This window comes from Nonomuraea sp. NPDC049714, assembly GCF_044465295.1.
GTDB lineage: Bacteria > Actinomycetota > Actinomycetes > Streptosporangiales > Streptosporangiaceae > Nonomuraea.
In genome coordinates, this window is the sequence record NZ_JBITLM010000008.1 from 505205 (window position 1) to 518200 (window position 12996).

The 12996-nt window shown below is 68.0% G+C and carries 11 protein-coding genes; 9 read left to right on the top strand and 2 right to left on the bottom strand.

The window, feature by feature from the left end; all coding sequences use genetic code 11:
• Nucleotides 1-18 precede the first annotated feature (18 nt).
• On the bottom strand, nt 19-1404 hold the full coding sequence (locus tag ACIBQX_RS31075; protein WP_397010692.1) for a hypothetical protein: 1386 nt from the start codon (nt 1402-1404) through the stop codon (nt 19-21).
• 294 nt (nt 1405-1698) lie between these two features.
• The gene (locus ACIBQX_RS31080; protein ID WP_397010694.1) at nt 1699-2583 is read right to left on the bottom strand and encodes an arginase family protein; all 885 of its coding nucleotides are present in this window, start codon (nt 2581-2583) and stop codon (nt 1699-1701) included.
• Nucleotides 2584-2842: 259 nt separating this feature from the next.
• On the opposite strand from ACIBQX_RS31080, the gene ACIBQX_RS31085 reads away from it, so the two are divergent.
• The 9 genes from ACIBQX_RS31085 (at nt 2843) to ACIBQX_RS31125 (ending at nt 12911) form a co-directional block, all read left to right on the top strand.
• A complete protein-coding gene (locus tag ACIBQX_RS31085) occupies nt 2843-3121 on the top strand; it encodes an FmdB family zinc ribbon protein (RefSeq protein WP_397010696.1) in 279 nt (92 codons plus the stop codon).
• A gap of 63 nt (nt 3122-3184) precedes the next feature.
• Nucleotides 3185-3838 (top strand): AmiS/UreI family transporter, encoded by a 654-nt coding sequence (locus ACIBQX_RS31090; protein ID WP_397010698.1) that lies wholly within the window; start codon nt 3185-3187, stop codon nt 3836-3838.
• 71 nt (nt 3839-3909) lie between these two features.
• Complete coding sequence (fmdA, locus tag ACIBQX_RS31095) at nt 3910-5157, top strand: formamidase (protein WP_397010700.1); 1248 nt, start codon at nt 3910-3912, stop codon at nt 5155-5157.
• 164 nt (nt 5158-5321) lie between these two features.
• The gene (locus tag ACIBQX_RS31100) at nt 5322-5750 is read left to right on the top strand and encodes a hypothetical protein (RefSeq protein WP_397010702.1); all 429 of its coding nucleotides are present in this window, start codon (nt 5322-5324) and stop codon (nt 5748-5750) included.
• Nucleotides 5751-5821: 71 nt separating this feature from the next.
• Nucleotides 5822-6760 (top strand): ATP-binding cassette domain-containing protein, encoded by a 939-nt coding sequence (locus tag ACIBQX_RS31105; protein WP_397010704.1) that lies wholly within the window; start codon nt 5822-5824, stop codon nt 6758-6760.
• The gene (locus tag ACIBQX_RS31110) at nt 6757-7512 is read left to right on the top strand and encodes an ABC transporter permease (RefSeq protein ID WP_397010706.1); all 756 of its coding nucleotides are present in this window, start codon (nt 6757-6759) and stop codon (nt 7510-7512) included. Before ACIBQX_RS31105 ends, ACIBQX_RS31110 begins: the two co-directional genes overlap by 4 nt.
• Nucleotides 7505-8302, top strand: coding sequence for an ABC transporter permease (locus ACIBQX_RS31115; RefSeq protein WP_397010708.1), 798 nt, complete (start codon nt 7505-7507; stop codon nt 8300-8302). The genes ACIBQX_RS31110 and ACIBQX_RS31115 overlap by 8 nt, the downstream gene beginning before the upstream one ends.
• A gap of 270 nt (nt 8303-8572) precedes the next feature.
• Nucleotides 8573-10498, top strand: a complete 1926-nt coding sequence (locus ACIBQX_RS31120) for an FHA domain-containing protein (protein WP_397010710.1) — start codon at nt 8573-8575, stop codon at nt 10496-10498.
• Nucleotides 10499-10580: 82 nt separating this feature from the next.
• Nucleotides 10581-12911, top strand: coding sequence for a protein kinase (locus ACIBQX_RS31125; RefSeq protein WP_397010712.1), 2331 nt, complete (start codon nt 10581-10583; stop codon nt 12909-12911).
• Nucleotides 12912-12996 lie beyond the last annotated feature (85 nt).

The following is a 12996-nucleotide window of genomic DNA, read 5'->3' on the forward strand; positions in this document are numbered from 1 at the left end:
GATGCGAAGTGATGACGCTCATCGAGGGGGCGGGCCCGGCCGTGTCGTGTCGTACTCATCTTGCAGCCGGGCGATCGCGGTCTTGAGCGAGCCCGGGTTGGAGTAGCGGCGGAGCTCACCGAGCTCCGCCAGCAGCACCAGGCGGTGCGCTTCGAGGATGACCGTGCGTCCGGGGTGGTGCTCCAGAGCTTGGAGCTGCTTGACGGCCGCCTCCCCGGGTAGCCAGTCCAGGAACGTCTGGGCGCTGTCGATCGCGATGAAGATCTTGCTGACCGAACCCGCCTCAAGGGCTGCGGACAGGCGCGTATGGTACGCCGCCGCAGCCTGCTGCTGAGTCTTCGCCAGCATGGCCAGCATGGCCTCGCCCTCTTCGCGCGCCTCCTCCAGCCACAGCCCCATGACCTCGTCCCCCGCGAGGAACGCGTGCCGTTCGACGGGCTGACGCTTGTATACGTGTTCGCCTGCGGACGGTTTCAGATATCCGTACCTGTTGAGCGCGAAGAGCGTGGCTTGCAGGTGGCGTGGGTCGATCATCTGCTCGGGAGTGAGCTGGGCGGCCAGCCACATCTGGTAGTTGTGCGTGTTCTCATGGATCACCGTGTTGAAGATCTGGTCGATGTCGTTCCACAGGGACGAGCGCGGGTTCAACGTGATGACTCCCGTCACCGGGTCGAAATTGCCGCACGAGTCGAGCCACTCGCCGTCGAGGTGCTCGTCCTCCAGGTAGACGAGCACGAGCGTCGGCTCCCGACCGGCCATCCCCAGCACCGAGCAGTGGATGGACAGGGCTCGATTCAGCAACGCGAGCCGCGCGCTGTCGTCGCAGCGAGCCCAGTGGCGGACCTCGCTCCGCAGTTGGACGTGCAGCGTCTCGCCCGCCTGGCGACGCCTCACGGCATCGGCCGCGGCGAAGTCCGGGTCGAGGTCGAGGAGCGGGTAGAGCAGGATGAGAGCCTCGTCGGCGATGGCCCTGTCGTGGCCACTGACGAGGTCGCGCAGCAGGCCGCACTTGACGCTGAGCGGCAGGCCGGCCAGTTCGCGCGCGTCGCGTTCGCGGATGGACCGCGCTGCGGCGGCCTGCTTCCGCTGCGCTTCGTGCAGCAGGTCGTCCATCTGCTCCGAGAAGGCCGCGGCGGTGCTGGGAGCGACGACGACGGCGGCCAGAGCGTCCAGGATCGCCCGCTTGTGCAGGGGCTGCAGCCTCAGCATCCGGCCGGCGTCCCGCACCGGCCCCTGCAGCCACCCCAGGATCACCTCGGCCATGATCCACTCTGTCTCGTCCTCGATCGGGTACTGGGCGTTCAGCTCGTCCACGAGAATCGCGAGATCGAAGTCAGCGCTGCGCTCCAGTCCTTCGACGATCAACCCGGCCAATCTGTCCCCGTCCAGGAGAGGCGAACTCAAGGGTGGCGACTCCCGCGGCGGTGACTCCAGGGGCGGCGGCTCCCGGGGCGGCGACTCCCGGGGCGGCATGGAGGCGGCCCGCTGGCGCTTGTTCCGGATCAGCGGAGCCGAAGCCGCCGGTGCGGGACCGTCGCTCCGCGCGCGCGGCCTCCTGGGATCGTTCTTCATCACAGCGCTCCTCCAGCAACCGTCCGCCCGCGGCACCGGCAAGGACGGCCCGGCGCACCTCGTACAGCAGCACATCATCCTCGTCCCGGCGCGCCACCTCCAGGGGCCGGCGATGGCGGCCGCGGCTCAGCAGGTACGGGCTGCCGCGTGGGCGAACGCGTCGAGCAGGCAGCCGACGAGGTTGCGGCCCGCTGCGCCGCCGGGGTCGAGTGCGGGGTTGTAGATCGTGACGTCGAGGGCGGCGACCCGATCGTCGGCCAGCAACGTCCCCGTCAGCAGGGCGAACTCCCGCCTGCCGAGCCCGCCGGGCAGGCGGTAGTCGACCGCCGGCATGAGGGCGTCGTCGAGGACGTCGGCGTCGATGTGCAGGAGGAAGCGTTCGACGCCCGCGCCGTCCAGGTGGGCGAGCGCCCGCCTGGCTGTGGCCTCCGCGCCTGTGTCGCGGATCTCCCCGAGGGGGATGACCAGCGCGTCGGTGGCGCTCATGGCGGCGCCGGTGTCCCGCTCCTCGCCGGGGTCGCGGTGGCCGATCAGCGCCGCGGCGCGGTCGACGATCAACGGCTTCGCGCCGGCCAGGTCCGCGATCAGGTCGGCGCCGTGACCGAAGGCGAGGTACAGCTCGGAGTCGGAGGCCTCACCGGTCGGGGAGTCCTCGGGCGGGTAGAAGTCGGTGTGCGCGTCGAGGAACACCAGGCCATGAGCGCCTCTGCGGCGCAGGGCCAGCAGGCTGCCGAAGATGACGCTGTCGTCCCCGCCGAGCACGACGGGGAAGCGGCCCGCGTCGAGCACGTCCCCTACGGTTGCCGCCTGGCGCAGCGCGACCTGGGCGATGGCCTCGGCATTGAGCAGCCGGCTCGGATGGGTGCGCTCCCCCGAATACGCGGGAGCCTCCACCACCGGCCCGACGCTCGCGTCGAGAGCCTCGGCCAGCCCCTCGTCGAGCAGGGCGCCGCCGAGTCGCTCGACGCCGGGCACCAGGCCGAGGTTGGTCCGCACCTGGATGATCTCCATTCGGCCACGCCACCGCATTTCGGCTTCTTACCCTGCGCCTCCGGCAACTTGCAGCCGGTGTCCGGAAATCGCATGCTGCATCCTAAAATATGGCTACGTCTTTGTGCGTAAGGATCAGTTCTGGGCCCGCATGCTGCGTGTTCGACGGGCCTTTCCCCGTCCCACCCGCCCCTGACACACGCCTTGACATGGCGACAAATCCAGATGTTCGCTGAAGATATGGCTCATATCAGTGAATTCGGATCTTCACGGGGATGCCATGGCGACGTATGCGTACCGCTGTCCGGACTGCGGGCCCTTCGAGGTGCGCCTGCCGATAGGGACCGCTGAGGCGGTCACCGACTGCCCGGGATGCCGCTCCGCTGCTCGTCGCGTCTTCACCGCGCCAAGCCTGGCCCGGCTCTCCCCGGCGACGTCCGCCGCGTTCACCCGAGAGGAACAGAGCCGGGAAACACCCGAGGTGGTCACGCGCGTGCCCGCTGAGCGGCGGTGGCGAACGCCGCAGCATCCGGCACTCTCGCGCCTGCCCCGGCCCTAGCAGACATCAAGAACGTCGCATACGGCGTTCGCGCCCGTCCTGGGCGCGAGGAGGTGTGTGTCGATGGGAGCGGTAGGACTCCTGTACGTGGGCGCAGTGCTCTTCCTCAACGGCCTGATGCTCCTGGGAAAGGTCGACCCCCGCGCAACCGGGATCTTCAACCTCTTCGTCGGAGCTCTGCAGGTGATCACGCCGACCCTGCTGATCGTCTTCAACCCCGCCGACACGGCCACGATCCTGGGCGCGTCGGGGATCTATCTCTTCGGATTCACGTATCTGTACGTGGGGATCAATCTGCTCGGCGGCTTCGACTCCACCGGGGTCGGCTATTTCTCGCTCTTCGTGGCCATCATGGCGCTCGGTTATTCGTACGCCAACTTCCAGCTCCTCGGCGACCCGGCCTTCGGGGTCATCTGGCTTTACTGGTCCTTCCTGTGGGCGCTCTTCTTCGTCCTGCTCGGCCTGAAACGCACGCGGATCACCAGGTACACCGGCTGGGTCACGGCGATCCAGGGCTGGGTCACGGCGGCCATCCCGGCCTTCATGATCCTCACCGGAGCCTGGCGGGACACCGGCCTGCTCGCGATCATTCTCGCCGTGTTCGGCCTGGTGGTTTTCGCCGTGCTGTGGCCGCTGACGAGACATGCGGAGCCGGCCGGTGAAACACCGGAAGCGCCCGCGGAGCCCACCAGGATGCATCGCTTCCGCAGGACGTGACGGAGCCCGGAAAGAGGTGAGGCGAAACGCCGACCGTGAAGGGAGTCAACGACAAAGGAAGGGCGGCTATCATGCCGAAAGTAGTATTCACCGTCGACCAGTCGAAGCCGATGAAGGACCAGGCGACGCCAGGTCACAACCGCTGGCACCCGGATGTTCCCGTGGCGGAGATGGTCCGGCCCGGAGATGAGTTCCGGGTCGAATGCCGTGAGTGGACGGACGCCCAGATCGGCAACAACGATTCCGCGAACGACGTACGCGATGTCGATCTCAGCTTCGCGCACATGCTGAGCGGGCCCATCGGGGTCGAAGGGGCCGAGCCCGGAGACCTCCTCATCGTCGACATCCTCGACCTGGGCGCGGTTCCGCAGCAGACGGGGGACGCACCCGGACAGGGCTGGGGCTACACCGGCATCTTCGCCAAACGGAACGGCGGCGGATTCCTGACCGACTACTTCCCCGATTCCTACAAGGCGATCTGGGATTTCCACGGTCAGGTCGCGACATCCCGTCACCTGCCGGGAGTCCGGTACACCGGAATCACCCACCCCGGCCTCTTCGGCACCGCGCCGTCGGCCGAACTGCTCAGCTCCTGGAACCGCCGGGAGCAGGCGCTCATCGACACCGACCCGCAACGCGTACCACCGCTCGGCCTGCCGCCGATGCCCGAGCACACGCTCGCCGGCACCGCGACCGGCGACGTGGCGGAGCGGATCGCCGCCGAGGGCGCACGCACCGTGCCCGCGCGGGAGAACGGCGGCAACCACGACATCAAGAACTTCACCCGTGGCGCCCGGGTCTTCTACCCGGTCCACGTCCCTGGCGCCAAGCTCTCCGGAGGTGACCTGCACTTCAGCCAGGGCGACGGGGAGATCACCTTCTGCGGCGCCATCGAGATGGGCGGCTACATCGACTTCCACGTCGACCTCATCAAGGGTGGCATGGAGAAGTACGGCGTCACCACCAACCCGCTCTTCATGCCGGGGAACGTGGAGCCGAGGTACTCCGAGTTTCTCTCGTTCATCGGGATCTCGGTGGACCACGACACCGACACGAACTACTACCTCGACGCGACGGTGGCCTACCGCAGGGCCTGCCTCAACGCCGTGGAGTATCTCAAGAGGTGGGGTTACAGCGGCGAACAGGCCTACCTGCTCCTCGGCTCGGCGCCCATCGAAGGGCGGGTCAGCGGGATCGTCGACATTCCCAACGCCTGCTGCTCGCTCTACCTGCCCACCGCGATCTTCGACTTCGACGTACGCCCGAACATGGAAGGACCCGTCAAGCAGGACCGCGGCCGGTGTGCCGTGACGAGTTGACCATCGCGACGGCGGGCCCGAACCGGGCCCGCCGTTCACGAAATGGTTAATATCTCGGCAAAATATCACGGAATACGTCAGCATATTGCATCGATCAGCAACGAACGGCTGGTAAAACTCACGTTAAACGTTCGAAAGGTTGAAACGTTCCGAAAGGTTGATCGATGCAGAACGACGCCGTGTGGGTCCGGGGCGTGACCGGCATGCAAATGCACCACACCACGGACCTCCAGGACGCCAACCGATTCCTGACCAATGCGGTGATGGCGCTGCGGGCCGCACAGGTCCGAACCGGGGACGAGCAGTACTCCGCCATCGCCGAGCAGCTCAAGACCATGGTGCAGGAGACGCGGACGCTGGAGAGCCAGGCCCGCGAGCGCATGCAGGGGCTGCACGCGTCGGACCCCGACCGGTTCGTCCGCTGCCGCGAGGGACACGAGCCGTGGCCCGACGAGATCCAGGCAGGCTTCGTGCCCCGCCATACGTGCATGGACCAGTGCCTCTATCACACCCATGACGTGCTCGACGCGATCATGCAGTGCACGTGCGGCCAGCCCCCGTGCCGGGCGTGCGTCATCCGCGGCATGTCCTGAGCCGCTGCCGCCGACCCGGACGGCGCTGAAAAGAACTTGCGAAGCCTGCCCCATGCGGAAAAACTTTCTGCATGATCCGGGTCGAGGGATTGACCAAGGTGTTCCGTCGGCCGCGCACCTTCCCGGGCGCCTTCGGGACGTTGCGCACGCTGGTCACGCGCCAGTACGTGGAGAAGACCGCCGTCGACGACGTCAGCTTCGCGATCGACGAGGGCGAGGTCGTGGGCTACCTCGGGCCGAACGGCGCCGGCAAGTCCACCACCATCAAGATCCTGACCGGCATCCTCACCCCGACGAGCGGCACCGTGCAGGTCAACGGCCTGGTGCCCTGGCGCGACCGCTCGGCCAACGCACGCAACGTCGGCGTGGTCTTCGGCCAGCGCAGCCAGCTGTGGTGGGACCTCCCGCTGATCGAGTCGTTACGGCTGGTGGGCTCGCTCTATGACGTGCCCGCTCCGCGCTTCCGGGCGTCGCTGAAGAAGCTGCGTGACCTGCTCGGCCTGGACGAGTTCCTCGATACCCCGGTGCGCCAGCTGAGCCTGGGCCAGCGCATGCGCGGCGACCTGGCCGCCGCCGTGCTGTACGAGCCGCCGCTCCTCTATCTCGACGAGCCGACCGTCGGGCTGGACGTGCTGGCCAAGGAGGTGGTGCGTGAGTTCATCACGGAGACCAACCGGGTCGGGCGCACCACCGTCATCCTGACGACGCACGACCTGGCCGACGTCGAGGCGCTGTGCAAGCGGATCATCCTCATCGACCACGGCAGCGTACTCTTCGACGGCGCGATCGACGCGCTGGTGAACCAGCCCCGGCGGCTGGTGGTCCTGCTGCGGTCCGAACCGGACGAGGTACGTGGCGTCTCGCGGGACGCCGAAGGGCGCTACGTCTTCGAGATCCACGACGATCTGCCGCGTCTGATCTCCTCGATCGCCGCCGAACACGCCATCCGCGACCTGTCGATCGAGGAACCGGGCCTGGAGAGCGTGATCAAAGGGATCTACGCCCGATGACGCGGATCGGCTTCCGCCTCGCGCTGGCCTACCGCAGCGACATCATCATGACCTGCGTGACCCTGGTCGCCCAGGTGTTCCTGCTGCGCATGATCTGGACCTCGGTGTACGGATCGCGCACCGCCGCCGCAGGGCTCACGCTGGAGGCGCTGCTGGCCTGTCTCACCTTGGCCAACCTGCAGTCCTTCGCCACCCAGACCGTCGTCTCGCGCACCATCCACCACCGCATCCGTACCGGCATGGTCTTCTTCGACCTGGCCCGGCCGGTCGGTTACCTGAGGCAGATGGCCGCCTTCCAGGTCGGGAACACCTGGGGCGGGCTGCTGTTGCTCGCCCCGGTCATCCCGGTGGTCCTGCTGGTCGGCTCGATCACCGTGCCGGTCAACGGCGTGGGCTATGTGATCACGCTGGTCCTCGGATACGTGATCGCCGTGCAGCTGGCGCTGCTGATCAGCCTGATCGGCTTCTGGACGATGGAGACCGGGGCCGTCTCCCTGCTCTACCGGCTCGTCAGCCAGTTCTTCGCCGGGACGATGGTGCCGCTCGCCTTCTTCCCCGGCCTGCTGGGCACGGTGGCCGAGATCCTGCCGTTCAAGTATCTGGGCTACGTGCCCGCGGCCGTCTACATCGGCCACATCCCCGATGTCTCGGGGCCGGTCGCGGTGGAGCTCGCCTGGATCGCGGGGTTGTGGGGGCTGCTCGTGCTGACCTGGTCCCGGGCCCGGCGACGGGTGGTGATCCAGGGTGGCTGAGGTCCTCCGCGCGTTACGCCTGTACGTCCTGCTCCAGCGCGCCTCCGCCCGGGGCGCCATGCAGTACCGCCTGAACACCGTGATCGGCATCCTCAGCGGCGCGCTCTGGCAGGGCACCGGGTTCGCCTTCGTCTGGGTGGTGATGCACACCTTCCCCTCCCTGGCGGGCTGGGGACTGGCGGAGATCGCCTTCCTGTACGGCCTGCGCCTGACGGCCCACGCCCTGGCGATGATCCCCCTGATGAGCGTGAACGACATCCAATGGGTGGTGCGCAACGGGGAGTTCGACCGCTTCCTGCTCCGCCCGCTCAACCCCCTCGTCCAGCTCATGGGCAACAGGATGGGCATCGCCCAGCTGGGCGACCTGGTCGTGGGCGTGACGCTGCTCGCCGTCGCGAGCCGGAGCGCACAGGTCGAGTGGCACGCCTGGCTGATCGCCTTCTGCTTCCTGGCGATCATCGGCGGCGCCCTCATCGAGGCCGCGTTCTTCCTCGCCTTCTGCTCGCTGTCGCTGCGTATGATCGACACCTTCGCCCTGCGGGTCTTCGTCGACGACATCTTCAGCAAGTTCGGCTCGTACCCGATGAAGATCTTCGGCGGCACGGTCGAATGGCTGCTCACCTTCGTCCTGCCGGTGGCCTTCGTGGCCTACGTGCCCGCGAGCGTCGTCCTGGGCAGACTCGACGATCCGTGGGCCTCGGCCGCCCCACTGCTGGGCGTGGTCCTGGTCTGGCTCGCCTATCTCATCTGGCGACGCCAGCTCGACCACTACCAGAGCGTCGGCCACTGATCCCGGATCGACCGGGCTCCACGCCTGGCGGTCCTGGCCTGACCACAGAGCCACGCATTCGTCACGTCCATCCGCCGCGGCCTTGTGGTGCACTATTCGCGTGGGGACATGCGACCATTCAGGTGGCGTGTCGCATATGCGTGGATTTGTACGTAGTCGGGCATGAGCATCGTGAATACGCTGACATACTTATGGCCGAGCGTCCGGGATCAGCGATGTTGGCCGGTCATGGGCACTGGCAAGGCTCTGACCTGTGAAAAGGAGTGACCCATGGCACCTTCGATCGTCGGGCGCGAGGGCCCGCTCGCCGGAGAGCAATTTCCGATGGGTGACACGCCGGTGACGTTCGGCCGTATGGACAGTAACAGTGTGGTCATCGACAGCGGAAGGGCCTCACGCTTCCACGCGGAGGTGGTGCCCGAGGCCGGCGGCTACGTGTTGCACGACCGGGGCAGCCGCAACGGCACGCTGGTCAACGGGAAGCGCGTGACCTCACATGTCCTCCAGCCAGGCGACCTGATCACGATCGGCGACGAGACGTTCTCGTTCGAGGTGCCCGGCGCGCTGGAGACGATCCTCGATCCGGCCGCCGTCCAGGACATGGTGGCATCCGCCGCCCCGGTTGATCCGAGAGTGCTCAACGTCACCGTTTCCGGCGGCGGGCCCGTCGGCCTGAGCTTCGCCTTGTTACTCGAGCACCTCATGGGCGAGCGCGTGTCCATCACCGTGTACGACGGTCGCTGGACCCAGGACGGGACGCGGGTCGTCTGGAAGAGCGAAAGCCAGGGAAACGTCCGCCGGCAGCAAGTGGTGACGGTTCAGAGCCGCCAATTCCTGAATCTCCCGAAAGAAGTGCAGGATCGGTTGTTCGACGCCGGGTCGTACACCGAGATGTGGCCCGCAGGGCCCGATTCCATTCGCGGCTACAGCCCGCGGAACATTCGCATCGCCTATATCGAGGATAAACTGCTCGAATTGGCGAACGAGAAATCCGGCCGCATCCGGCTCGTGCCCGCCCGGTTCAATCCGGCCGAATACGACGGCAACGCGGCCAGGGACCATGTGCTCGCCGTCTGCGAGGGCGGGCGTTCGCGCACGCGGGAGCATTTCACCGACAAGTTCGGCAACGGCGACAAGTCCATCTACTCGCTGGACGGCCGGCACATCCAGGACGTCGTGCTGGGCCTGCGGGTGAAGTCGGAGCTGTCGGACCCGATGACGGTCCTGCTCACCGTCGCCCAGAACCGCTTCCTGCTGAACTCCCTGCGCGGCGAAGGCTTCCTCAACATGCGCCTCACCGACGCCGAGGCCAAGGAGGTCGTCGGGATCGACCCCGTCCGGCAGGTGTTCGAGGACTGCATCGCCTCACGCCCCTGTGTGATGGCACGCGACGAGCACGGCGACTTCCAGTGCTCGACCCACAGCACGCTGTTCCTGCCCGCCCTGATCAGGGGCTCCGCACTGTGGAGGCGCGTCCGGGAAGGACTGACGTTCTTCGGCGTCGCCGAGGGGAACCTCAGGGCCGTCACCGCGTTCCGGCTGGACATGGTGCAGCGGCCGCGGTTCACCGCGCGGCTGTTCCCCGCGACGTCGACCAGCCCGGGCACGTACGGATTCCTCCTCGGCGACGCCGCCAACGCGATCCACTTCTGGCCGGGACGCGGGCTCAACAGCGGTCTGGGGTCCGCCATCTCGCTGGCGCGGTCGCTCAGCAACGCCTGGCGCGGCAAGCCGTTGCGCGATGCCGACTTCGTCCGCCACGAAGCGGCGATGTCGATGCTGCAGTACCGGCACAAGAGCCGCGCGTGGAACGCGATGGTGGCCGCCGACGAGCACGGCGTCAGCCATGCGATCAAGGACAAGATCGCGCAGAGCATCGACGAGACCGGCCAGGAACTGGGCAAGGACGCGGCCATCGACGCGCTCATGGAGCAGTTGCGCTCGGTACGGAGCCGCCTGGCGCCACGCATTCCCGGCATGCCCGATGACGCGACCCTCAGGGATCATCTGGGCAGGCTCAGCGGCGAGACGGTGCGCACCCTGGTGCGCAGCGGAGCGTGGGACACGTTGATCGTCGGCGGCGAGGAGGTCGACATCGACATCTTCTACCAGCAGGATGCGCCGATCCCGGCCGTGCCGGAGGAGTCTCTGGCAGGTTTCACCAGAGTGGTTCCCAGGCGATCGCTCCCAGGATGACGTCGGCGAGCACCGGCCCGTACATGCGCGCGTATCTCCGAACCAGAGGTGGAGCTTCCCCCTGATGCCACATTTCACAGCTTTGAGAACAGGAGACCCGTCCCAGCTGGGAGACTACGAGCTCCTCGGGCGACTCGGCGAAGGCGGACAGGGCGTCGTCTACCTCGCCACCGACGGGTCCGGGCGACAGGTGGCGGTGAAATGGCTGCGCGCGCAGTACGCCGAGGACGCGGTCATGGTCGAGCGGTTCATCCGCGAGGCCGCCGTCGCCAAGCGGGTCGCGCCCTTCTGCACCGCCCAGGTCCTCGGCAGCGGGATGGAGGACGACCGGCCGTACATCGTCAGCGAGTTCATCGAGGGCGCGACGCTGCAGAGCGTGGTGACCCAGACGGGACCTCGTACGGGCCCCGGTCTGCAACGCCTGGCCATCGGCACCGCGACCGCACTCGCGGCCATCCACCAGGCCGGGATCGCGCACCGCGACTTCAAGCCCGCCAACGTGATCCTCGCCCCCGACGGCCCGCGCGTCATCGACTTCGGCATCTCCAGGGCTCTGGACGCCACCTCGACGCTCAGCTCCTCACCCATCGGCACGCCCGCGTACATGGCGCCGGAGCAACTGCTCGGTCACACGGTGGGCTCGGCGGCCGACATGTTCTCCTGGGCCGCCACGACGCTCTTCGCCGCCACCGCCCAGGCCCCGTTCGGCAGCGACACCCTGCCCGCGGTGATCCACCGCGTGCTCAGCAAGGAGCCGGACCTGTCCTCCCTGGACGGGCCGCTGCGCGAACTCGTCGCCGCCTGCCTGAACAAGGATCCGGAGCAGCGTCCGTCGGCCGAGCAGGTGATCCTGCGCCTGATCCAGAGCCCGGTCACGGCCAGCGACCCCGCCCTCCTCCAGGAGGCGGCCGCCGTGGCGGCCCCGGTCGAGTCCCCATCGCCGCCCACGGGCACCAAGCCCCCCGAAACCATCACAGACCGGCCCTCCTACCCCGAGACGGTCGTCGACCGGCCCTCCTACCCGGAGACCGTGGTGGACCGGCCCTCCTACCCGGAAACCGTCGTGGACTCCACGCCGGTGGCGCCCAGCCGGCACAGCGCGCCGCCGCCCGTCCATGCCCCGCACCCCAACCCGCACCCCGACATCCAGCCCAACCAGTACGCCCAGCCAGAACAACCCAACCAGCACACCCACCCCGCGCAGCCCAACCAGTACACGCTGCCCCCGCAACCCAACCAGTACACCCAGCCCGGCCATCAGGGCCGATTCCCTCAGGCCGCCGCGCAACATCACCCGCCGACCGGCCCCGGCCACCCCCATCCCGCTCCGCCGTCCATCCCGCCTCCACCAGGCAAAGAGGGATCGAGTCGACGTGGCCGTACACTCGCCCTTGTCCTGGGCGGCGTGCTGGCGGTCGTGCTGGTGAGCGCCCTCGTCGGGGTGGCGCTGCGCGGCCAGGGCGGCGATCAGGCCGGCCCGCAGACCGGCGCCTCGTCCGCGCCCGCGAAGGGCGGGACCGTCATCCCGCTCCCCGGTGGCGGGGAGGCCAAGCTCTACGAAGACCCGGCCGACCCCCTCGCGCTCACCTCGTACGAGATCCAGAGCGCGGGATCGGCAGGGCAGGTGGGCTACGCCCGCGACTCCCTAACCGGCGATTTCACGAAATATCAGGATCAATCGGAGGCGGTGGTGTCGCCGAACGGCCGCTACCTCGCCGTCCACGGCGCTTCCGCCGGCGATTACGGCTACGACACGGTGACGATCGTCGACAGGGAGACCGGCAAGCAGAGCACGGTCAGGACCGTGCAGCAGCCGAGGACCGCCGCCATCGGCCGCTGGTCCAAGGACAGCGCCCGCCTCCTGCTGGCCATCCAGCGAGGAACCGGCGCGAACCGTACGACCGAGGGCTTCGTCATCCTCACGGTCAAGGACCTCGCCGCCAACGTGGTCGCCAACGACGACGCCGCCGTGAACCGGTCGCCCTACGGCTGGGCGGGCAACACCGGCGGCACGGTCGCCGTCGCCGGCGACGGCGACCAGCGGTCCCTGCGCTTCTACGACACCGACGGCAAGCAGGTACGCACCATCGAGGGAGTCGGCAAGGTGCCGGACACCATGGACTTCTTCTCCCCCTCCGGAGCGTCCTTCGTCACCGACTGCCCCGGCGGCGCGCCGAACACGCAGTGCGTCTGGAACGCGCAGACCGGTCAGCAGACCGGCACCATCACCTCCGCCTGCGACAGGGTGCTCGGCTGGTACGACGAGAACCACCTGTACTGCTGGCAGCCGGCGGACACCGGCAGGCGGGTCAGCGTGATCGACCTCCAGGGCAACCCGGTGCGGACCCTGCTGGAGGCGCCCCCCGGCGTCACGATCGAGGCCACCTTCACCCGCAGACCCACCACCGACTGACAGTGATGATGGAGGTGAGCGCTTCCCGCCAGGGTTTGACCCACCGACTGACTGACCTCGAGGTCCTCAACGGGATCTGTCGGCC